Consider the following 20,443-nt stretch of genomic DNA (forward strand, 5'->3'; position numbering starts at 1 on the left):
GCGGCGCTCCAGAAGAAGCTCCGGATCCTCTCCCGGCTTCGCTCCTCTTAATCTTCCGGTTTTTTGCCCGCTGCGCAGACGTTATACGCCAGGTACGGCAGTTTCTCCTCGATGATGGGCTCCACTTTCCGGGCGAGGTTAAAGACCGGATCAGCGAGGTTTAAGTGCGCAAACGAGCATCGGCTGACCGAGAGGTCCTCGAATCCTGCCTCCCGGAAGAGTGACTCAATCTCGGCGTTGGTGTAGTAGTGCTCGTTAAAGTCCCCGACTCCAACCTTCTTTAAGCCGACCATCTCTCCTATGTGATAGATGACCGGGACGATGCTCGTAAAGACAGTCCGCGAGAGTGTGCAGACCGCGATCCGGCCGCCGGGTTTCAGGACCCGGTAGGCCTCGCGGAGCATTCCCTCCGGGTTTGGGATGTAACTGAAGGCGAGCAGGCTTGCGAGAGCATCGAAGGTGGAGTCCCGGAACGGAAGGATATCGGCCGTTCCAACGCAAAACTCGCACTCGGGGCAGCGCTGCCGCCCATGTTGAACCATTCTAGGGCTGATATCGAGTCCTACAGCTCGACCCCCTTCAGCGACGTAGCGCTGGACAAAAAGCCCTGTCCCACACCCGAGGTCGAGAAGGTACCCACCCTTCGGGAGTTCTCTCATCACGTGATCCGAGATGTGGCCGTGGTAATACTTCCCGCGGTGGCCGTCGTAGCGGTCGTCGTAGATATCCGCAACCTCATCATAGTGCTGCTGTACTTTCTTCACTGAACACCTCCCGGGCAATTCGGGCAAGTAGTGCATTGAGCTGCACAAAGTCGTCCGCATTATGGCAGAGACGGTGGTCCGCATCGGCGAGTGCGATGGCAAGCGCCGGATGATTGTATTCCCGCCTGACCACCTGCCGGAGCTCGCCGACGACCTCCCGCGCCGAGAGCCCATACTCGATCATCAGCGACTCAACGATCCTCTTTGCCGCTGCAAAATTGCCGGCCCGGATAGCATCGAACGCGGATGTTGCGACGTTTCCGGTCTCCGAGCGCGAGAGATCCGCGAGGTCGAAGTCCTTCTTTGATTGTGCGGCGATCTGAGCGTACATAATCGCCCGCCGCAGGTCGCCCTGCGCCGCGTGTACGATCAGGTCGAGGTCATCGGCCGGGATTGTGGCCCCCTCTAGAGCGAGGATCTCGTTGAGACGGGCACGGATGACCTCACTCTCAAGCGGGGCAAAGAAGATCGGCAGGCAGCGCGACGCGATAGCCGGGATGATCGCCGACGGCCGGGTGGTGACAAGGATGAACCGGCAGGTGGCGCTATAGCGCTCCATCGTCCGGCGCAGAGCCTGTTGCGCCTCAAACGTCAGGCTCTCAGCATCCTCAAAGACCATCAGTTTGAAGTCGGCATCGAGCGGTCGCATCGAGGCGTACCACTTCACGATCTGCTTGAAATTAACGATCAGGCTCAGATCTTTGCGGTAGATCTGGGCGAATCGTTCATCTGTTTCAAGAGCGCTCTTCCCCTTCCCAAGGAGGTCGGCGGCGCTGAGGATGGTCGTATTTGCCTCCCAGGTCTCGCCGTAGAGCCGTTTTGCGAGGCTTTCCACAGCGATAGACTTGCCGGTGCCGTGCGGGCCGGAGATGAGCATATGCGGCACGCTCCGCGTATCCGCAAACGTCATCAGGTGGCGGACGACTCTCTCCTGCCCGACGATCTCCTCGCATCCCTTGGGTCGGTGGATCTCACTCCAGAGCATGGGCCAGTCTCTCTCTCATCTCATCTATTGCTGCCCTAAGAAGATAGGCATTATCAAGCGAGGCGATCAGGCGTTCTCCCTCCCCCGGCTCAAGGGAGGTACATGCCGTGGTGATCGCAGGGAGAGCACGTGTCACCTCATCGACGATCGTGAGGTTTGCCGTCCGCGCTGTCCGGGAGAGCGGGTTTAAGTCGATGGTAATGACGGTCTTGCCCATCTTTCGGAGCGCTTCGCAGCGATCCCCGTCCTCGAGGGGGACCAGGATGACATCAGCGTCTCCAATCCCCTCCGGGAGACAGAGCGCACGGTCGTGGGAGAGCGGGATGAGCCGCTCCGGCGTACCTGAAAGAACCCGGACGCCGTGCTCTTCAAGCAAGTTGGTGATCAGCCGGATCCGCTCGTCAGTCCGGTGGAAGAGGTTCACCTCGACATCGGCATTGCTTGCCCTCTGCAGTTCAGCGATCTCTCTTGCCGCAAGCGCCGCCGTGTTCCCGTTCACCGATATCACCGCATGCCGGGCGGATAGAAGCATCGCGGCGGCCGTCCGGGCGGCAAGAAGTGCGCTCTCCGTTGTCTTTTCGCCGATCAGGTAATCGAACGCCTCCCCGCGCCCGTGGGAGGCAAGCCCCTCGAGGGCGACGATGCCCTCGCGGGCGCACTCGGCAAGCCGTTCACGGACGACAAGAGAGCGGTAGCGTGGATGGTCTTTTGGGATCATGGTCTCATCTCGATCAGGTATGCGCCGCGGCGTGCGACGCAAAGCCGGTAGACCTCCCCGAACCGGGAGAGGACCGCCTCCGCACCGTTGCCGCAGGCGAAGACGCCGTTTCCCAGCATCGTCATGCTCGCCGGGACACCTGCAGTATCGCAGGCCTGGAGCACCTCTCGTACCTCTGCCGCAATAAGCCCGCTGCTTTCGGCAAATCTGCGCGAGAGACGGCAGAAGTCGGCAAGATCCCGGGGGCAGCGGTCCGGGTACGCGGCGGCTATCCGGGCCATCGCCTCGGGCGACGAGAGGACCGAGGCGGTCGGGAGTGGACCGAGGCTTATGGCGTAGAGTGGTTCCTCCGGGTAGATGCGGGTGATCTCTGCATGGATGCCTGCACCTTTTCTGCAGACAACCCCGCCTGCCTGGATCGCGGCGACGTCCCCTAGACCGGTCCGGTGCAGGACCTCGGCTTCGTGGGCATAAGCAGCCACCTCCTCTGCGGTAAGAGTGAGGGCGAAGAGTTCGTTTGCGGCCGTGAGTGTCGCAAGAAGCGCAGCCGCCGAGAGTCCGAACCCGGCCCCGATAGGTAGCCGGCACTCCGTGGTGACGCGGGCGGCAACACCCAGCCGATCGAGGGCATACTCGATCGGCGGCGACCCGGCGAACGCGTGGCCCTGGTGGATCACCCGGACGCTCGTCTCGCGGGCCGGCTCAACCGTCGAACGCACCCCTTCATTGATGACCACGCCGGCCCCGATGCTCCCGGTCGATGCAGGGTCGCTCCCCTCGACGCGTCGGAAGTAGCCGGATATGTGCCCGGGGGAGAAGGCTACAGCAGTCTGGACCATATCGCCGCAGCGACCTCCTCCTTGGTCCCGGAGATCTCGGTAGTCTCCCCGGTGGTCATGATCCGAAACGATCCCGCCGCCGCGCCCATCGTCGGGGGTGTGTTCACGACGACAACGCTTGCGCCTGCTTCAAGCATCGCCCTTGCCCGCTCCTCCTCGTTCCAGCCCAGTTTGAATGCCACCGTCATCGGCCGGTAGGTCTTCATAACCTCGCTGATGATCTTTGGGAGAGGATTGAGCCGTATGCTCAGCGGCTCTCCGCTTGGGATCTTTCCCTCCCGGCGCTCGGGGGCAAAGTCCGATATCGCCGCGGCGCTGATGTAGATATCGACCCCCTCGTCCCGGCAGACCGAGAGGACGGCATCCCGCATCTCGGCCGCAGTCGTGGCGCGGATATTTCTCACGCACGGGAATGAGCCGCTGTGCACCACCGTCACGTCGGCCCCGAGCCGGAAGGCCGCGAGGGCGAGGGCTCGCCCCATCTGGCCCGTCGACCGGGTGGTGAGGACCCGGACGTCGTCGAGGGGCTCCGCACACGCCCCGCTCGTGATGAGAACCTTCTTTCCGGCGAGCGGATGGCCCATCACTGCCCGTTCGGCGTGAAGGACGATCGTCTCGTTATCGGCGATCTTCGCCTTCCCCTCCTCGATCCTCGGGTCGACGACGACGATGCCCCAGGACTGGAGTCGTCGGAGGTTCTCCCTGACCCCCGGATGGTTGTACATACTCTCGTGCATCGCCGGGACGACCACCACCGGCATCCCTCGGCCAAGCGCCGTCGTCGCGAAGGTGGTCACCGGAGTATCGTCGATCCCGCAGGCGATCTTGCTGATGGTATTTGCCGTGCAGGGGGCGATGAGGAGGAGGTCTGCCGCCCCGCCCTCCCCGCAGTAGAGGACATGCTCCACAAGGCCGGTGATCCGGGTGATCGTTTGCCGGCCGGTTGCGTAGGTCAGGGCGTCGGGGTGGATGATCCCCGCCGCTGCATCCGTCATGACCGCCTGCACCGTCGCACCCCGGCGGCGCAGCGCGTGGGCGAGTTTCACCGTCTCGACGGCTGCAATGCTCCCCGTTACGGCAAGCACCACCGTCTTTCCTGAGAGTGTCATCACGATATCGTCACATCCTGCACCATATGCCATGCGTGCGGGCCGTATTTCTTCACCCGGCGGGAGGTTACTGCCGCCTCAAGGCCGGCCTTGGCGACCTCTTTCTGGATCGTTTCGGTCGCGTTCCCGATGCTGTGGACGTGGAGCACGCTCCCGCTCCGGACGTGAGCGAGGGCATCGGCAAGCATCGAGGGTGCATCGAAGTGACCCATCAGGATCCGATCATAGATGCCGGAGAGATGCTCCCTGCAGTCCCCAAGAACTCCCGTGACCCGGTCCGCGAGATTGTTTGCCATAATGTTTCGTTGAAGGTATTCAAAGGCTATTGGGTTGATCTCCATTGCATGGACCTGTGCACCGCTCATGGCCGCGGGTATCGAGAAGTAACCGATTCCTGCAAACATATCGGCGATGCGTTCGCCGGGCCGGACAAGGGAGGCGATTCTTGCCTTTTCTATACGGTTTCCCTGAGCAAACATCACCCGTGTCGGGTCAAGGATGAACGTGTAGCCCTGCTCGCGGTGGCGCACCTCGCCGGCGGTCCCGTAGAGCACCTCCACGTCCGGGATGCGCATCACACCCGTATACCCTTTCACCCGGATGACGCCTCGGGGGCGGCAATGCTCCACGATCGCGGCAAGTTCGTCCTTTGTCGGTGCGTCGCCGTGGAGGATCGCGATATCCCCGACGAGGTGATATCCCCGGCCCCGGTATCGCGTACGCTCGGGGAGATTCTCGTCGGCAGGATAGCCTTCCCGGACCGGGACCCAGGCGGTCCCGTCCCGGACGTAAGGCCGGCGGGTCGGGTCGACCCACTCCTCCCCCGCAAGATCGGCGAGGGTGTTCGCCGGCACTTTGCGCGCACGCATGGGAATCACCCGACGATGACCAGGCGATCCTCCACCTCATCGCGGAGCACCCGGATTGGCTGCCCCTCCACCGGGAACGTCCAGGGCACCGCATTCACCTCTTTGGTCTGGTAGGTCTTTGGGTCCATCAGTCCTACGGCGCCCGGTTGCGTGAAGACCACGAGCGCGGACTCGGCCTCGCGAACGTTTCCGATGAGGCGCTCCACCTCATCCTCAGTGAGGGTCCGGGCCGTGCCGTTCTGCAGGTCAAAGACCCGGAGACGTTGCCCGTCAATCTCACGCACCTCAAAGTAGCCGCCCCGGGCGACCACCACGTCGCCTTTCTGGTAGAACGGCAGCCGAATCGAGTAGGTGATCCGGTAGAGTGCCCTTCCCTCCTTCTCACCGACCAGTTTCGGATGGGTTGTAAACCGTCCGCCGAGCGCTCCGGTTATCATCCTTGAGATCTCAAGGCCGAGGTGTTGTGTCCCGACGGTGATATCGACGCCGTCTTTTGTGTCCTGGAGATCCGATATGAACGAGAAACGGTCGCCCGACTGCTGGAGCGACTCTTCGACCTGCTCCGCAATCCTTGCGGCAACTTCGCGCTCGTAGGCGTTGATCTTTCTGTTCGTAGCCCGTACCTGGACGATCCCCTCGTAGTAGCCCCCGGAGATGCGGCTGCACCGGTCGCAGGACTCCTTCTGCCAGATGATCTCGGTCTCGCAGGTCTCCTTCACCGGGACCCCATACATCGTCGCTTCCACCTCGACGGTGCAGGTCGTCCTGTTCGGCCCGGTCTCCTGCGACCGGACGGTGACCCGGATATCCTTTGCATCCTCGTGGATGCTCGTCGCCGATACCGCCAGTTCGGCGATCAAGTCCTCACGCGGCATCTGCAGGTCCGACCAGGTCTTGCCGCGCTTCTGCGAGTCGCAGACCGGACAGTAGACCGCCGTCACCCGGGGCTGGCAGGTGAGTAGTCGGACATCCGCGGCCCGGCACTGCGGACAGAGCCCTTCTTCGGTCGGCTGCCCGCATCGGGGGCAGATGCTCGTCTGGATGGTCATGGGATTATATCCTGAATATCTGAGCATGGGGGACGTCGCCGATCATGATGCAGTCCTCCTCATTGACGAGCCCCATGGCTTCTGCGAGGGCTACGACACGCTTCCCTATTATATTAACGTTATCGGCACCGGCAAGAGCTCTCCTGACATCTTCCTCAGCAACACGCTCCGTGCCGTAAAATTCTCTGGTGATGCAGACTTCCACGTCGCCGTGCATCAGGGTGACGTCGAGCAGCTCGGAATCGCAGGCAGCCACCACTTCACCGGCGCCCGGTATACGGTGCACTTTCAAGTACATTGCAGATCTCTTGATCGGGAATCATCAAAAAGGTGCGCTGTTGCCTCAAGGAAGGGCAATATCAACGCCGTAGGTGCGGGATGGCGTCTCGACATGGATGCGCCAGGCATCCTCTTCGGTGATGAGTCCTTCCTCGAGGTACCTGCGTGTGAACCGCGGAACGGACTTCGGCCCGATGACCGCTCCGGGCCGGCTGTTCTCGTCCATGTAGTCGCTCTCCATGGTGAACCGCCGCCCCTCGCGGGCAAGCGCGGGAATATCCTCGTGCCGCGCGATGAAGGAGGGCATGAGCGGGGTCTCCGGCGTCGCAAAGTGTTTGACGACCCTCTCGATCGGGATACCCGCTTCGGCGGCCATCTCGACGACATCGATGCAGGGTCCGCTCTCGGCGTGGAGCTGGACGGCGCAGCCGTGTTCGGCGCCAAGTTCGAGTGCGTGGAAGAGGACCGCGTTTGAGGCGCTAAGCACCTCCGGCGGGACCTCGTAGTGGGGCCGACCGCTCTTGAGAGCAACAGCCCGTCCCTCCTCGACGTAGCGGGCCGCAAGGTCGAGACCGGCCATCATGACCGCGGCGGCCTCGTCCAGAGTCATCCGCGCCGCAAGGCGGTTCATCTCCGCAGGGTGGACCCCGAGGACCGGGTAGACGACGAGTCCGGTCTCGCGGACCATCTCGGCTACCCGGAGCGTCGCCTCGAAGACCTCCCGGTAGTCCTCGCCAGACGAGGGTTCGATCCCGAACGACCAGGAGGGCTTTGAGACCAGGAAGATGTGCGTCCCCCCGCTGCGGCGGAAGTCCTTCGCGGCCTCGATCCCCCGGCCGTTCACCGGGTCGATGTGGATATGGTCGTCAGTGATCGGTATCGCTGGTGGTTTCATGGATCTCGACGATCTCCATCATGGGGTAATCGTCCTCGAGGTGCAGTCGGGCCCGGCAGACGGTCGTCCCGACTGTGGTCGTGATCTCGACATCAAACATCTTTCCGGCAAGTTCCGAGTAGCCGAACCGGTTCGAGACCATCATATCCCGGTTCAGCCGGACGCGGATATCCGTCACGTAAGGCTGCAGTCCGACGGCCTGCTCGATGGCGGTCTCAACGGCGGCAGCGGTCTCGCGGGCGATCGGCGTCCCGACGAACTGGTGGTAGAGGGCGCCGAGCTTGATCCCGGCTTCGAAGGCCGCTTTCTCGCGGTCGGTGATCATGGTTAGTAGGTTGGAGGTGCGGGAGTAAGAAGGTGCGCCCCGGGGGCGATGAGAATGAGGAGGTTTTGTTTTACACGCGTTCATAAACACGCAGGAACTTTGGTTTTGTGGGGTTCGGCATCGAGGGTGGCGTAGTTGTGCCGTCTGGAGTACTGGCGGATGTGGGCATCTCTAAACATCTTTGCCGGGAGGGGGACACCCCCTCCCGGTCCCTCCCCCGCGTGGCGATATGCGATGGTTCGTAGAACCGGAGCTGGAGCACCGCCAGGTGCGACTCCCGGTGGATAGCCGTTTCACTCTTCTGAATCTGATATGATGCCGTTGTTCTCAGGCGCATCGCTCCGGTGGATGGAGCCATTATCCCATCTTCTCCCCTTTCCCCGTATCTGGGTGGCGAAGGGAGATGACCAGCCGGAGGATGACGTAGAAGACGGCGGCGACCAGCACGCACTCGAGGTAGAACCCAAGAAGCAGGAACGCAGAGAATGCCAGGTCGTGTGCAGCTGTACCTTCGGCGAGCGGCAGTGCGCTCATGATATCGTCAAGAAGCCGCCCAAAGATCGGCAATCTGTCCGCGAGCAGCGGAGGCTCGCCTCTCCAGCGGTGCGGGGTTATGAACAGGGGAAATACAAGCGGGGTCGTTGCTGCGGCGGTGACGAGCATCGCCTGAATCTTTCCGTGAAACGAGAGGACGCCTGAAACAATCGGGAACGGTGTCGCGGCCCCGGCAACCGCAAGGATCATGAGCACCAGAAAGAAGGCGAGGATGGCGTAGAGCGGTGCGGGCCCCGGATGACCCGAGGCGACGCTGGCGAACCTACCCAGACGGCCCACGCAATGGCCGCGACGAACGGTGGGATTACGAACCGCAGCCGGCTTTGGGAGAGGCGCTCGAGGAGGGGGTGGAGGTTTGCGGAGGACGATGCTCTCATCGGACCGGATCACCCTGTTTCGCGCCCGCGTGAGGCCTTCCTGGCAGAGATTCTGGCGCGGGAAGAGGGTGGTCTCGACTTAAGACCAGCAGGACAATCCAGATGATGACCAACAGAAGCCCAAGTGTGGATCCAAGCTCTTTATCGTAGTTATCCGGGCCCGGCTCCGCCATACAGGAGCCTGGGTGTTGGGTTACTTATAGTTTCTGTCCTCGCTCTCTACACGTCCGGCGTCCTGCTGCAAAAAAATAAAACAAAACGCTTCGCCGAAAAAATAGGGCCGGCAAAGGAGGACCCGGTGTGCCGGGGGAGAAGGCATCCCCCTACCCGATCAACTTCACCAGCCCGTGCCGGGGCTCGAGCACTTCGCCGCCCCGCTTCAGCTGCTCGATGGTGTGCTCGATCTTGTCGCGGGCGAATCCCTGCTGCACCAGGATCTCAATAACCTCCTCGACCTTCGCCTGGCCGCCTCCGTCGGCGGAGGCGTTCCGGATCGCCTCCTTGACCGACCGGATGATGTCGCGCTGCGCCTTCGTGACCCCGGTCACGAGTTTGTCGATATCGAAACTCCCGGTCTCGGCGTCGTAGGCGACCTGCCGGAGAGATGCATCCACAATCTTTAAGATCCGGTCGGTATCTTCCGTATCAACGGTGTTCGAGAGCCGCATCCGGGCGCTCGCCTCCGAGAGCCGCACCAGCGCTTCGAGTTGCCGGGCGGTAACCGGGACGGGCTTGTTGCCGCTTGCGAGGTTGCGGAGACGCATGTAGTAGGCGACGAGCGCCTCCTTTGCCCCGTCGGAGAGGATGGGGAAGCATGTCCTCTTCGCGTAGGCGATGTACTTCCGGAGAAGCGACGGGTCGATGTCGGGTGTGACCGGCGCAAGGGCACGCTGGATATATGCGTCGTCGACGTTCGGCAGGGGCTTATACTCGTGCTGCTTGATCAGTTCGCCCACTGCGTGGGTCTTGATGATATGGTTGGCGATCGCCTCGTCGCGCTCGGCCTGCGGCTGATCGGTCATCACGAAGATGAGGTCAAAGCGCGAGAGGAGCGAGGGCGGCATGTTGATCTGCTCGCCGATCGGGACGAATTGGTCAAACCGCCCGAGTTTCGGGTTCGCCGCGCCGAGGAGGGCGCAACGGGACTTCAAGGTCGCGGTGATCCCGGCTTTGGCCACCGAAATAGATTGCTGTTCCATTGCCTCGTGCAGCGCGCTCCGGTCCTCTTTCCGCATCTTGTCCATCTCGTCGACAGCGGCGATCCCCATATCCGCGAGGACCAGGGCACCGGCCTCGAGCGTCCAGCGCCCGTCGCCGAACTCGTCCTTGACCGCCGTTGCCGTCAGACCGGCGGATGTCGACGACTTGCCGCTCGTGTAGATACCCCGGGGCGAGAGTTTCACGACGTAGCGCAGGATTTGACTCTTTGCTATACCGGGGTCTCCGACCAGGAGGACGTGGATGTCGCCGCGGAGACGGGAGCCGTCCGGCATCTCCTTTGCGATGCCGCCGAAGAGCTGGAGCGCAATCGCCTCCTTTACGTCGTCCGTGCCGTAGATCGTAGGTGCGATCGACCGGGCAATCTTCTTGTAGATCTGGGGATCGCGGGCGAGCGCCTGGATCTTCGCCTCGTCCTCCTCGGTGATCGAGACCTCCTCGAACTCCTTCTCGGCAACCTCGATGGAGTTGCACTCAAGGTAGATGTCAAAGAGCGTGCTCTTCTGGCCGTAGTTGACCCTCTGAACCGAGCGCAGGATCCCATTCACCACAACCCGATCCCCCGGTGCGACCATCCCGGTGAGGTCGTCGGTGACGTCGATATCGAGCGTCTGGGGCTGCTCGCCGCCACGGAGCCCCTCAGGCGACTCCTGGATCCGGAGTTTCTGTGCATCGACGAACTGACATCGGTTCATGACGAGATCGAGACGAGTCTTGCGCTCGCAGTTCGGGCAGAATTCAGGCTCATCGAACCGTCCGTAACTCTGGGGAACAGGATCCGTGTTCTTTCCGCAAGTGCGGCAACGGAAGACCGCGCTCACGATCCGGGGGCGGACCTCGGTCGTCTTTCGGAGGATTCCTTCAATGCTGATGAAAGTGTTGATCTGCTCGGCCCTGATATCCCGGATGTTGGTCCTCTGCGGCAGGTTCGTGAACCGAATGTTGATCAGGTCGGGGTCCTGGCCGTCCTTGAGTTTGATGAGTTTGTTCTGGATGATTGCATCCCGGATATCCCCGATGACCTTTCCTGGGCTTCGCAGGAGCTCGAACGCGAGCTTATTATTCAGAATTTTCCGAAAATCTATATAGAGCGACCGTTTGTGGGGATACTCGCGGGAGAGTTCGGCAAGTTCTCGCTTATACTGCTTCTTCAAGAACTTCGTCCACTCACCGACGACATCGGTGACTTCCACGGTTATCTCTTTTGGCACAGAGAATCCCTCAACGGTGCTGCTTGGAAGCGATGACGAACCGGGCGAGCAGCGCCTCCATCTGGATGTCGCTGTTTGCCCCTTCCGAGAGACGGAAATCGGTCTCGCCGAGGGCGTCGATCAGTTTTACTTTGAGCGTCCGGTCCATATCGCGCTGGACGAGAGCGCGGTAGCACTGGTTGATCAACTCGTTCGGGGCAATGCCCCGGTCGCGGGTCAATGCGGAGAGAGCCTGTTCCGCCTCATCGAACCTTCCTTCTATTGCGAGGTCGAGAAGTTCGTCGATCTCATCCGGGCGGGCGGTTGCGGTGATTGAGTAGATTGTCTCTTCGTCGATATTCGCCTGGAGGATGGCCGCGCCCTGGAGAGCGTTGATTGCCTTCCTCATGTCTCCCGATGCGACATAGACGATGGCATCGAGCGCTCCATCCGTGATGGTGAGGCCTTCGGCTGCGGCAATCCGCTGCACCTCCTCAATGACGGCCTCTCTATCGAGCGGCCTGAACCGGTAGATGGCGCACCGGCTCTGGATGGGATCGATGATCTTTGACGAGTAGTTGCACGAGAGGATGAACCGGCAGGTCCGGGCGTAAGTCTCCATTGTCCTTCGCAGAGCTGCCTGAGCGTCCGTCGTGAGTGCGTCTGCCTCGTCAAGGAAGAGGATCTTGAACGTCGCGTCACCAAGCGGTGATGTCCTGGCGAAGTCCTTGATCTGGTTTCTAACGACGTCAATGCCGCGCTCGTCGGAGGCATTCATCTCACGGAAGTTCATCTGCCAGGTGTCGCCGAAGAATTCCCGTGCGAGCGCCACGGCTGCAGTCGTCTTCCCGATCCCCGCGCTGCCTGTAAAAAGGAGGTGTGGCAGGTTGCCGGTCTTGACGTAGGATTGGAGGCGCACCACGATCTCCTTCTGTCCGACCATCTCTTCGAGTCTTCTGGGCCGATACTTCTCTATCCAGATGGTGTGGTTGCCTTCCATTGCATGGAATTGTTGGCGCTCGAGCATCGTAAAAGCATCGCTATCTCGGCGATGATCCTTTTTAGAGGGGTGAGAACGAACAAGTAAGTACAGGTACGTATGGAAATACCGGAGGTTCGAATGGAGATCCGGCATTTCCGCACCCATAACGAACGTATGGAACTTTCAGGACGGATATTTGCGCGTGATCTCTCCTCCGCGCGTCATACTATAGACTCGAGCGAAGACCGGGACGGCTCCTATGTGGTGACGCCAACCGGGGCATGGTGCCGCCGCCTCTTCGTCGTCGGTGCAATCACCGAGCAGAAAGGGAGCGGAGATGTTATTTGGGCCCGGGTTGCCGACCCCACCGGGACGTTCCGGGTCACGGCGGACTGGCAGAGCCCGGATGCTCTTGAGACACTCAGGTACATTGAACCTCCGGCATTCGTCGCCGTCACCGGGCGGGCAGTGCTCATCGGTTCCGGGGCGAGAGCAAACGCGACGGTGAACGCCGAGGCGCTCTGCGCGGCGGATCGTACAGCCCGTGACCTCTGGGTGCTCGCGACCGCCGATGCAACGCTTGATCGGCTCGAAGCCCTCAAGAAATGCGCTGATGAGCGGACCGCGACCGCTCGCCGACTCTATCAGACCACGGATGAGGATATCCGGGATATGGCCGGGATGGTGCGGACCGCGCTTGCAAGTATTCGCCCGGATATCTCCGTCGGCGAGATCACGCCTATCATCGGGCGCGACCTACTCCTTGCCGCCCTCGAGGATGAGGGCGGAAGCAGGGGCATCGGAGTTGAGGATGCAATCGCCGTCGGGGTGCAGTCCGGCCTCTCCGCCCGCGACGCCCGGGTCGCGCTTGAAGAACTTCTTGCCGCAGGGGAATGTTACCAGCCCGCATCGGGCATGATCAAACTTATCTGACATACTATGCGCCTTCATTTTATCGAGAACGGCCCGGCCCTCCTGGTCGAGCATGACCGGCGCGTGCTGGTCGTCGCCGACCTGCACATGGGCATCGAATCGGGCCTCGAGCGCCACGGCGTCCACATCCAAAGCCGGAGCGCCGCGCGGACCAAGCGCGTGCTCGCCTGCATTGAAGAGACGAATCCCGACCTCCTCCTCCTCTTGGGGGACGTAAAACACAACGTCCCGATAACGAGCAGGCAGGAGTACCGTGAACTTCCGGGCGTCCTGCAGGAATTCCGCGACCGGGTCCCGATTGCCGTCACTCCGGGCAACCATGACGGCGGTATCGGTCGCTTTCTTAACCCCGGAGAACTCCTCCCGGCCGAGGGCGCACTCATCGACGGCGTCGGCTACCTTCACGGCCACACCCATCCGGACCCGGAACTCTCCGGTCACCTCATCGTCATCGGCCACCACCATCCGGTCATCTCGATCGTGGATGCCGTCGGGTGCGCAGCACGTGCCAGGCCTGCCTACCTCTACTCGTGGATCGAAGAGCCGTCGGGAGATCGCACCCGGCTCCTCTTTGTCCCCGCCTTCAACGAATTTGCAGGAGGAATCGACGTCGGACGGTTGAAGAAGAGCGGGCTTGGGCCCCTTTCACGGTGCATTGATGAAAAAAGCGCGGAGGTGTATCTCGCAGATGGCACGTACGTCGGCACGCCGGCAACACTCTGCCCCACAGACGGCGTTTGATCTCCTCGATCCTAGGGTGCAGGAGGTCGTCCGGAAGCGCGGGTTTACTGAGTTGTCTCCCGCTCAGGAGCAGTCTATCCCGCGGCTCCTTAACGGGGAGAACCTGATCCTGGTAGCGCCGACCGGCACGGGAAAGACCGAGAGCGCAATGCTTCCGGTCTTCGACCGGCTCCTTGAGATTACCGGGGCGGGGTTCAAGGCTGTCTATATCACACCGCTCCGCTCCTTAAATCGGGACATCCTCAATCGGATGGAGTGGTGGTGCCGGGAACTCGGACTCTCGATCGGGGTCCGGCACGGGGATACGCCGCAGAACGAGCGGCGAAAGCAGGCATTGAACCCGCCGGATCTCCTCATCACGACCCCTGAGTCCTTGCAGACACTGTTCATAGGCAAGCGCCTCCGCAAGCACCTGGAGAATGTCAGGTATGTCGTCGTCGACGAGATTCACGAGCTTGCCGACAGCAAACGGGGAGCCCAACTTGCGGTGGCGCTCGAGCGCCTGGTTGCCTGCGCAGGGGAATTCCAGCGGATCGGCCTCTCGGCGACCGTCGGGAACCCGGACGATATCGGTCGGTTTCTCTGCGGGAATCGCCCGTTCTCGCTCGTCGAGGTCCCGGTCGCAAGCAGCCTCGCGATCAACGTCCAGTTCGCCGGAGAGGACTTCTCCTCCCAGACGCGGGCCGTCGAGAAGTGCCTCGATGCCCCCGGCTCCACCCTCGTCTTCGTCAACACCCGGGTGACTGCTGAGGCCCTCGGCCATCAGCTCTACTCCCGCGGCGACGTCGAGGTCCATCATGGCTCGCTCTCACGGGACGTCAGGGTCGATGCCGAGGAACGGTTCAGGAAGGGCGAGATCCGGACACTCATCGCCACATCCTCGATGGAACTCGGGATCGATATCGGGCATATCGAACACGTCGTCCAGTTCGGCTCCCCCCGACAGGTCTCGCGCCTGGTCCAGCGGGTCGGCCGGGCCGGCCACCGTCTCGATACCGTCTCGCGCGGGACCGTCCTTTCCACGGGGTTTGACGATCTCCTGGAGTCGCTCGTGATCGCACGCCGGGCGAGGGCGAACGAGTGCGAGCGGATCATCCCGCCAGCCGGGGCTGCCGATGTGCTCGCGAACCAGGTGGCGGCGATTGCGGTCGAGTACGGCGAGATCGAGGTCTCCCGCGTTCGGGAGATGATCGAGCGATCGGGGGTCTTTGCCGGCTGCGGGCCGCTCCTTGATTCCGTCTGCCGCCAGATGGTGGAGCACCGGCTGATCCGGATCGACGGGACCCGGATCGTCCGGACGGGGCGGGCCCGGCGTTACCTCATCGAGAACCTCTCGATGATCCACGACGAGCGCAAGATGGAGATCTTCGATATGGTCTCGCGCCGCACGGTCGGGACGCTCGACGAGTCGTTCGTCCTCGGGTGGATGCATACCGGCGCGGTCTTCATCACGAAGGGCCAGCTCTGGCAGGTGCTCGAGATTGAGGGAAACAGGATCACGGTCGAGCCGGCCACCCGGGCGAAAGGCGAGGTCCCGTCATGGGAGGGTGAGCAGATCCCGGTGCCGTTCGCTGTCGCCCAGGAGGTCGGGGCGCTCCGGAGAACTCGGGCGTTTGACCGCTACTCAGACGATCCCTGCGCGATAGCATACGCAGAGCGGTTCATGGCCGGAATGGACGAGGGAAACTACCCCGTCCCCACCGACCGCCTCATCACCCTCGAGAACACCGACGAAGGCGTCGTCTGCAACGTCTGCGGCGGACACAAGGCGAACGAGGCGCTGGCACGCGCGCTCTCGGTCCTCCTATCGGCCCGCTACGGGACGACCGTCGGGATCGAGGTCGGCGCTTACCGGTTCCTCCTGCGCCTGCCCCCGGAGATCCGCGCACTGGAGGTTCAGGAGACCCTTGCGGCGCTCGAACCCATGCATCTTTCGGGGATTCTGAAACTCGCCCTGAAACGAACGGCGCTCTTTAAGTGGAAACTTGTGCAGGTGGCAAAGAAGTTCGGCGCCATCGATGCGGACGCCGACTACGAGCGGTTCAGCATCCACCGGCTCATCGAGCTCTTTGACGAGACCGTCATCGCCGCCGAGGCATACCGGGAACTCTTCGCAAACTCGATGGACGTGGACGCAGCGCAGGAGATCCTCAAACGCCTTCGCGACGGCAGGATCGCGGTCGTCACGGGGCGGTTAAGCCCGCTCGGGAGCGATGTGCTCTCGTCTTCCCGGGACATGATTCCGCCGCCGATGATCGACCAGGCGGTGATCGGGACGTTGATGCGCCGGCTTGAGAAGGAGGATGTCGTCCTCTTCTGCATGCACTGCCGGAAGTGGAAGAGCCGGACGACCGTGGAGCGGGTCCCGGATCGCCCGCAATGCCCACTCTGCAATGCGCGCCTCATCGCGGCGTTAAAACCCTGGGACGAGCAGCTCATTCCGGCGGTGAAGAAGAAGAACAAGTCCGATGAGGAGCGGGCGATCGAGGTCAGGTTCCTTCGAAACGCCAACATCGTCCTCTCCAGCGGGAAGAAGGCGATAATAGCCCTCGCGGCAAAGGGCGTCGGCCCTGAGGTGGCGTCACGGATACTTGCCACCATGACCGAAGGGGATGCTTTCTACCGCGAGATCCTCAAGGCCGAGCGGAACTACGTAAAGACGCACAGGTTCTGGTAGTGAGCTCGTGCGGTATCGCCGGAGTTGCACTGGAGTAGCAACACATCCGGTACCGCCACAGTCGGGCAAGATGAGGCTCTTCTAACCCAGGTTCTCCCGACGGCATCATGCCCGGCAGAGTAATCTGGCGATAACCTTACAGCACAAAAAAGAGGCTTTCCTCGGCCTCATTTTTACTCAGAAAATGAACAACAGTAAAGAGGTTTACACGATTGTTTCAAGCCGCTGTTCCAGGAAATCGAGTCCTCGCTTGATATCCTCGATGTTCTTTCCGCCGGTCAGGATGATCTTTCCGGAACTGAAGAGGAGGGCGACAATCTTTGGATCCTCAATGCGGTATACAAGTCCCGGGAACTGCTCAGGTTCGTACTCGATGTTCTCAAGGTTGAGAGTGATGACCACCTTGTTCAGGTTGATGTACCTGCCCATGTCATACGAACAGACAATGTTCGTGACCGCGACCTGTGGCTCGTCATACGTATCGATACCGGCATCCCGAAGTGAGTGCATGATGATATCAAGGCCTTCGCGGAGGTCCTGCTTGTTCCTGATACCGGTGAGCACGACTTTTCCCGAGGAGAAAATCAGGGATGCGATCTTCGGCTTCTCAATGCGATAGACCGCTCCGGGGAACCTCTTCGTATTCAGTTCGCAGTTTTGTATTTTATCTGATACTTTTTCGAGGTCGATCGAGTCGGCAATCACCCCGGAGGCAACGATGTTCTCGATTTTCAGTGACTCGTATCCCTTCTCATCCATCGATATGAGTATCATTTTTCGGACCATAATACTAATGGATAATCTTTATGGCCATTACGAATTTAGAGCGTTCTTCACGGTCGTGCATTCTTTAAATCATGAGCGCGCAATTTTATTGATCACGTTATGGCAGATGATACGCAAAACCCCCCATCCTATGAAGACCTCTGCGCCAACTTCAAGATAGACGTCCCTGAATACTATAACTTCGGCTTCGACGTGATCGATGCATGGGCGAAGAAGGATCGGAATAAACTGGCGATGATCTGGACCGACCAGAAGGGCAACGAGAAGAAATACACATTCTATGACCTCATGCGGCTCTCAAATCAGGCGGTCAACATCTGTCTGAAATATGGTATAAAGAAGGGTGACCGGGTGATGTTGATGCTGCCCCGGGTGCCCGAGTGGTGGATCTTCGTTATCGCCCTCATCAAACTCGGTGCTGTCTACTGTCCCGCAACGACGATGCTGACACCGAAAGATCTGAAATATCGCATCCAGGCAGCCGAGATCAAGATGGTCATCACCCTGGCCGAACATGCGGACAAGGTCGATGAGATCTGTGATGAGTGCCCCACGCTCGCGGTTCGGCTCCTGATCGATGGCGTGAGAGAGGGGTGGGTCAGCTACCCGGTTGAACTTGACTACCCCGCACCCTGCTCACACAGGCTGGTGAACCTCCCCGGAATGCAGCGGACCAAATCGACGGACCCTATGCTGATCTTCTTCACCTCCGGGACTACCGGCGAGCCGAAGATGGTGGTCCATGACTACTCCTATCCGCTCGGGCATATCGTCACCGCGCAACTGTGGCACGACCTGCATCCGAACGATCTCCACCTGACAATATCAGACACGGGCTGGGGGAAGAGCGCATGGGGAAAACTCTTCGGTCAGTGGATCGTCGGCGCGTGCATCTTCGTCTACGACATCAGGGGGCGGTTCCACGCCACCGAGATCCTGCCGCTCATGGAGAAGTACGGGATCACGACATTCTGCTGCCCCCCGACCATCTACCGGATGCTCATCCTCGCCGATCTCGACAAGTTCGATCTCTCCGACCTGCGCCACTGCTGCAGCGCCGGTGAGGCTCTCAACCCCGAGGTGATCTGGGCATGGAAGGAAGGGACAGGTAAGACGATCTATGAGGGCTACGGCCAGACCGAGACGGTGCTCTGCATAGGGACTCTTCCTGGCATGAAGTGCAAGCCCGGATCCATGGGGAGGCCCATGCCCGGCTGGCATGTCGAACTTCACGACGATGAAGGGAATCCGGTCGGTGTCGGTGAAGAAGGGCGGATCGCGATCAGACTCGATCCCCGGCCTGTGGGGCTCTTCCGCGGCTACCTGAACAATGAAGAAGAGAACCGCAGGGTCTTCCAGAATGGGTTCTATTATACCGGCGATAAAGCCTACATGGACGAGGACGGCTACTTCTGGTTCATCGGGCGCGACGACGATGTCATCAAGTCATCCGGCTACCGGATCGGGCCGTTCGAGGTCGAGAGCGCGCTCATGGAGCATCCGGCTGTGCAGGAGGCAGCGGTCGTTGGCTCTCCCGATGTGATCCGGGGCCTGATTGTCAAAGCCTTCATCATCTTAAAACCGGGATATCAGCCCAGCGAAGCGCTGGCCAAGGATATTCAGAGGTATGTTAAGCGAGTGACGGCGCCCTACAAGTATCCCCGTGCGATCGAGTTTGTGGAGTCGCTCCCAAAGACCATATCCGGCAAGATCAAGCGCTATGAACTCCGGGAACTCGAGATGAAGCGGTTCATGGATAACAACAACCACAACCCTCCCCCCTCCACAACGAGCGGGGAGTAATTAGATTTATTTTGTTGGAGATACTACAATATTAGGCGCGAGGGTTGCCAAGCCAGGTCAAAGGCGCTGGATTCAGGGTCCAGTCTCGAAGGAGTTCGAGCGTTCAAATCGCTCCCCTCGCATTCTTTTGACGCGTAAAAAAAAGAGTTATTTGACCCTGCCAAACTCCTGACTGACTTCTGCTGCGGACTGGAAGGTCTGGTCTTGGAACATCTCAAGAACCTGAATCACTGCGTTGGGTGCATTGTTCTTCCTGGCATGGTTGATCAGGTCCTGCTTGTTGGCGGGGTAGTCCATGCCGGCAAGATACTTCTGGAATGCGGATGCACTCAACTCTTCAACCGATGCTGTCTGTGCTACAGAGGCCTGCCCGCCTCTAACCGAGGGTCTCTCTTCTGCCATTGTTCTTACCACCTTTTCTTGTTTGCATCCCTTCCGGAGGGACACACGCATGCCCATAGCTCTAGGTGAATAAAAAAGTTACTGTGTTTTGAGGCCAAAACGACGATAATATGAAGAGAACTAGTTCTGAGTTGGTGATGACCGGATACGGCAGACCCACCCGGTATCATCGGTTCGCCGGAATGCCTCTTGGAGAGGAGTGCTCCTGTTGGCTATCGGGCAAACGGATCTAGGCCCTGGTGTCACTGTGGGCCGTCGGGTTGATCAATTTACGGAATGCCTCCATTGTAACGAGGAGAGATCCGGACCGGTTCACCAGATCAACGCTGGCAACATATTGCCGGTTTTTGGCACCCGGGAAAATTTCCCTCAAAATTAAAAAATTATGCGCTGATGGCAGCCAGTCTGCCCTCATCGCGCATGAACAGCCAGTAGCCCTCGGTTGGATTGAGTCTCTGGTTCTCACCCTGTGCTCCGGTCTGGTTGTTGATGAGCACCGAGCGATACATCTGGTTCTCCGCATCGAACCCGACGACATAGACCCAAGCGTCCTCCACTGATCCCAGGGCTTCATCCGCAGTTCGTGGTGTCATGTCAGAGTAGCCAATGGCATTCCAGCCTGAGCTGAGCGTCCTCATGGCGGGCGCTCTCACCGGGTTGGTGCTGAGACTCAGTTCTATGGTTGTATCCTCGGTTGAATAGACCCAGTATCCAACAAGGACTTCCAGAGTCTCGTTCTCGCCCACCGGAGTGAAGCCGGTTGCCGGTTCAAATGTGTAGATCGGCCGCCCATCAGTCTCGACTTCACTGAAAACCTGTCCTACAGTGTCGTTGCCTACAGCAAGCTGTCTTGGGATGGAGATGAAATTCCAGCCCTCATAGAGTTCGAGGTCCATAGTCTCCCCGGTCGATGGGGTTGGCGTCGTCGGTGTTGGAGTGACGTTGAC

At 60.5% G+C, this 20,443-nt stretch carries 21 protein-coding genes and 1 tRNA gene (1 of these 22 cut by a window edge); 5 read left to right on the forward strand and 17 right to left on the reverse strand.

What is annotated here, in order from left to right:
• Positions 1 to 47 precede the first annotated feature (47 nt).
• From ACI94_RS01345 to ACI94_RS01405, 13 genes are all read right to left on the reverse strand, one after another.
• The gene (locus tag ACI94_RS01345) at positions 48 to 764 is read right to left on the reverse strand and encodes a class I SAM-dependent methyltransferase (RefSeq protein ID WP_066953965.1); all 717 of its coding nucleotides are present in this window, start codon (positions 762 to 764) and stop codon (positions 48 to 50) included.
• Positions 739 to 1,749, reverse strand: coding sequence for an AAA family ATPase (locus tag ACI94_RS01350; RefSeq protein WP_066953967.1), 1,011 nt, complete (start codon positions 1,747 to 1,749; stop codon positions 739 to 741). Before ACI94_RS01350 ends, ACI94_RS01345 begins: the two co-directional genes overlap by 26 nt.
• Complete coding sequence (locus ACI94_RS01355) at positions 1,736 to 2,467, reverse strand: 4-phosphopantoate--beta-alanine ligase (protein ID WP_066953970.1); 732 nt, start codon at positions 2,465 to 2,467, stop codon at positions 1,736 to 1,738. The genes ACI94_RS01350 and ACI94_RS01355 overlap by 14 nt, the downstream gene beginning before the upstream one ends.
• A complete protein-coding gene (locus tag ACI94_RS01360) occupies positions 2,464 to 3,306 on the reverse strand; it encodes a pantoate kinase (RefSeq protein WP_066953972.1) in 843 nt (280 codons plus the stop codon). Before ACI94_RS01360 ends, ACI94_RS01355 begins: the two co-directional genes overlap by 4 nt.
• Positions 3,288 to 4,415 (reverse strand): bifunctional phosphopantothenoylcysteine decarboxylase/phosphopantothenate--cysteine ligase CoaBC, encoded by a 1,128-nt coding sequence (coaBC, locus tag ACI94_RS01365; protein WP_066953973.1) that lies wholly within the window; start codon positions 4,413 to 4,415, stop codon positions 3,288 to 3,290. The genes ACI94_RS01360 and coaBC overlap by 19 nt, the downstream gene beginning before the upstream one ends.
• A complete protein-coding gene (locus ACI94_RS01370) occupies positions 4,415 to 5,284 on the reverse strand; it encodes a class I SAM-dependent methyltransferase family protein (protein WP_066953975.1) in 870 nt (289 codons plus the stop codon). Before ACI94_RS01370 ends, coaBC begins: the two co-directional genes overlap by 1 nt.
• Before the next feature lie 5 nt (positions 5,285 to 5,289).
• Positions 5,290 to 6,333, reverse strand: a complete 1,044-nt coding sequence (locus ACI94_RS01375; RefSeq protein WP_066953977.1) for a 60S ribosomal export protein NMD3 — start codon at positions 6,331 to 6,333, stop codon at positions 5,290 to 5,292.
• Between the two features lie 4 nt (positions 6,334 to 6,337).
• The gene (locus ACI94_RS01380; protein ID WP_066953980.1) at positions 6,338 to 6,631 is read right to left on the reverse strand and encodes a DUF424 domain-containing protein; all 294 of its coding nucleotides are present in this window, start codon (positions 6,629 to 6,631) and stop codon (positions 6,338 to 6,340) included.
• 45 nt (positions 6,632 to 6,676) lie between these two features.
• Positions 6,677 to 7,507, reverse strand: coding sequence for a TatD family hydrolase (locus ACI94_RS01385; protein WP_066953983.1), 831 nt, complete (start codon positions 7,505 to 7,507; stop codon positions 6,677 to 6,679).
• Complete coding sequence (locus tag ACI94_RS01390) at positions 7,479 to 7,832, reverse strand: dihydroneopterin aldolase family protein (RefSeq protein ID WP_066953985.1); 354 nt, start codon at positions 7,830 to 7,832, stop codon at positions 7,479 to 7,481. Before ACI94_RS01390 ends, ACI94_RS01385 begins: the two co-directional genes overlap by 29 nt.
• Before the next feature lie 357 nt (positions 7,833 to 8,189).
• Positions 8,190 to 8,666 (reverse strand): hypothetical protein, encoded by a 477-nt coding sequence (locus ACI94_RS01395; RefSeq protein ID WP_066953988.1) that lies wholly within the window; start codon positions 8,664 to 8,666, stop codon positions 8,190 to 8,192.
• Between the two features lie 421 nt (positions 8,667 to 9,087).
• Positions 9,088 to 11,193: a minichromosome maintenance protein MCM gene (locus ACI94_RS01400; RefSeq protein ID WP_286681009.1), complete on the reverse strand. Its 2,106-nt coding sequence runs from the start codon at positions 11,191 to 11,193 to the stop codon at positions 9,088 to 9,090.
• A 10-nt stretch (positions 11,194 to 11,203) separates the two neighbouring features.
• The gene (locus tag ACI94_RS01405) at positions 11,204 to 12,172 is read right to left on the reverse strand and encodes a replication factor C small subunit (protein WP_066953995.1); all 969 of its coding nucleotides are present in this window, start codon (positions 12,170 to 12,172) and stop codon (positions 11,204 to 11,206) included.
• A 156-nt stretch (positions 12,173 to 12,328) separates the two neighbouring features.
• Here ACI94_RS01405 and ACI94_RS01410 point away from each other — a divergent pair, with 156 nt between their 5' ends.
• From ACI94_RS01410 to ACI94_RS01420, 3 genes are read left to right on the forward strand one after another with little or no spacing between them, the layout of a single operon-like run.
• Positions 12,329 to 13,087: a hypothetical protein gene (locus ACI94_RS01410; RefSeq protein ID WP_286681010.1), complete on the forward strand. Its 759-nt coding sequence runs from the start codon at positions 12,329 to 12,331 to the stop codon at positions 13,085 to 13,087.
• A 6-nt stretch (positions 13,088 to 13,093) separates the two neighbouring features.
• The gene (locus tag ACI94_RS01415) at positions 13,094 to 13,828 is read left to right on the forward strand and encodes a metallophosphoesterase (protein ID WP_066953998.1); all 735 of its coding nucleotides are present in this window, start codon (positions 13,094 to 13,096) and stop codon (positions 13,826 to 13,828) included.
• The gene (locus ACI94_RS01420) at positions 13,776 to 16,505 is read left to right on the forward strand and encodes a DEAD/DEAH box helicase (protein WP_066954001.1); all 2,730 of its coding nucleotides are present in this window, start codon (positions 13,776 to 13,778) and stop codon (positions 16,503 to 16,505) included. The genes ACI94_RS01415 and ACI94_RS01420 overlap by 53 nt, the downstream gene beginning before the upstream one ends.
• Before the next feature lie 204 nt (positions 16,506 to 16,709).
• Here ACI94_RS01420 and ACI94_RS01425 read toward each other — a convergent pair whose 3' ends face one another.
• Entirely contained in the window at positions 16,710 to 17,264 is a 555-nt protein-coding gene (locus ACI94_RS01425) for a TATA-box-binding protein (RefSeq protein WP_191092825.1), read from the reverse strand.
• Between the two features lie 126 nt (positions 17,265 to 17,390).
• Here ACI94_RS01425 and ACI94_RS01430 point away from each other — a divergent pair, with 126 nt between their 5' ends.
• A complete protein-coding gene (locus tag ACI94_RS01430; RefSeq protein ID WP_273258550.1) occupies positions 17,391 to 19,094 on the forward strand; it encodes an AMP-binding protein in 1,704 nt (567 codons plus the stop codon).
• 37 nt (positions 19,095 to 19,131) lie between these two features.
• Positions 19,132 to 19,216 (forward strand) — tRNA-Leu (locus ACI94_RS01435).
• 25 nt (positions 19,217 to 19,241) lie between these two features.
• Here the strand turns inward: ACI94_RS01435 and ACI94_RS01440 are convergent.
• From ACI94_RS01440 to ACI94_RS01450, 3 genes are all read right to left on the reverse strand, one after another.
• A complete protein-coding gene (locus tag ACI94_RS01440; RefSeq protein WP_066954007.1) occupies positions 19,242 to 19,496 on the reverse strand; it encodes a DUF2795 domain-containing protein in 255 nt (84 codons plus the stop codon).
• Positions 19,497 to 19,879: 383 nt separating this feature from the next.
• Positions 19,880 to 20,392, reverse strand: coding sequence for a hypothetical protein (locus tag ACI94_RS01445; RefSeq protein WP_286681011.1), 513 nt, complete (start codon positions 20,390 to 20,392; stop codon positions 19,880 to 19,882).
• Positions 20,332 to 20,443, reverse strand: part of the annotated coding region (locus ACI94_RS01450) for a fasciclin domain-containing protein (RefSeq protein WP_286681012.1) (this coding region is incomplete at its 5' end). 734 nt of the annotated region lie beyond the right edge of the window; 112 of its 846 annotated nt are in view. The genes ACI94_RS01450 and ACI94_RS01445, both read right to left, overlap by 61 nt.

This window comes from Methanoculleus sp. DTU007 (assembly GCF_001512385.1).
GTDB classification, from domain to species: domain Archaea; phylum Halobacteriota; class Methanomicrobia; order Methanomicrobiales; family Methanoculleaceae; genus Methanoculleus; species Methanoculleus thermophilus.

Excerpts from the sequence above, each read along its gene's own strand:
- ACI94_RS01425 (WP_191092825.1), bottom strand. The coding sequence starts at position 17,264 with ATGGATGAGAAGGGATACGAGTCACTGAAAATCGAGAACATCGTTGCC.
- ACI94_RS01410 (WP_286681010.1), top strand. The coding sequence starts at position 12,329 with ATGGAACTTTCAGGACGGATATTTGCGCGTGATCTCTCCTCCGCGCGT.
- ACI94_RS01445 (WP_286681011.1), bottom strand. The coding sequence starts at position 20,392 with ATGGACCTCGAACTCTATGAGGGCTGGAATTTCATCTCCATCCCAAGA.
- ACI94_RS01370 (WP_066953975.1), bottom strand. The coding sequence starts at position 5,284 with ATGCGTGCGCGCAAAGTGCCGGCGAACACCCTCGCCGATCTTGCGGGG.
- ACI94_RS01380 (WP_066953980.1), bottom strand. The coding sequence starts at position 6,631 with ATGTACTTGAAAGTGCACCGTATACCGGGCGCCGGTGAAGTGGTGGCT.
- ACI94_RS01350 (WP_066953967.1), bottom strand. The coding sequence starts at position 1,749 with ATGCTCTGGAGTGAGATCCACCGACCCAAGGGATGCGAGGAGATCGTC.
- ACI94_RS01415 (WP_066953998.1), top strand. The coding sequence starts at position 13,094 with ATGCGCCTTCATTTTATCGAGAACGGCCCGGCCCTCCTGGTCGAGCAT.
- ACI94_RS01360 (WP_066953972.1), bottom strand. The coding sequence starts at position 3,306 with ATGGTCCAGACTGCTGTAGCCTTCTCCCCCGGGCACATATCCGGCTAC.
- ACI94_RS01390 (WP_066953985.1), bottom strand. The coding sequence starts at position 7,832 with ATGATCACCGACCGCGAGAAAGCGGCCTTCGAAGCCGGGATCAAGCTC.
- coaBC (WP_066953973.1), bottom strand. The coding sequence starts at position 4,415 with ATGACACTCTCAGGAAAGACGGTGGTGCTTGCCGTAACGGGGAGCATT.
- ACI94_RS01420 (WP_066954001.1), top strand. The coding sequence starts at position 13,776 with ATGGCACGTACGTCGGCACGCCGGCAACACTCTGCCCCACAGACGGCG.
- ACI94_RS01430 (WP_273258550.1), top strand. The coding sequence starts at position 17,391 with ATGGCAGATGATACGCAAAACCCCCCATCCTATGAAGACCTCTGCGCC.
- ACI94_RS01440 (WP_066954007.1), bottom strand. The coding sequence starts at position 19,496 with ATGGCAGAAGAGAGACCCTCGGTTAGAGGCGGGCAGGCCTCTGTAGCA.
- ACI94_RS01375 (WP_066953977.1), bottom strand. The coding sequence starts at position 6,333 with ATGACCATCCAGACGAGCATCTGCCCCCGATGCGGGCAGCCGACCGAA.
- ACI94_RS01385 (WP_066953983.1), bottom strand. The coding sequence starts at position 7,507 with ATGAAACCACCAGCGATACCGATCACTGACGACCATATCCACATCGAC.
- ACI94_RS01355 (WP_066953970.1), bottom strand. The coding sequence starts at position 2,467 with ATGATCCCAAAAGACCATCCACGCTACCGCTCTCTTGTCGTCCGTGAA.
- ACI94_RS01405 (WP_066953995.1), bottom strand. The coding sequence starts at position 12,172 with ATGGAAGGCAACCACACCATCTGGATAGAGAAGTATCGGCCCAGAAGA.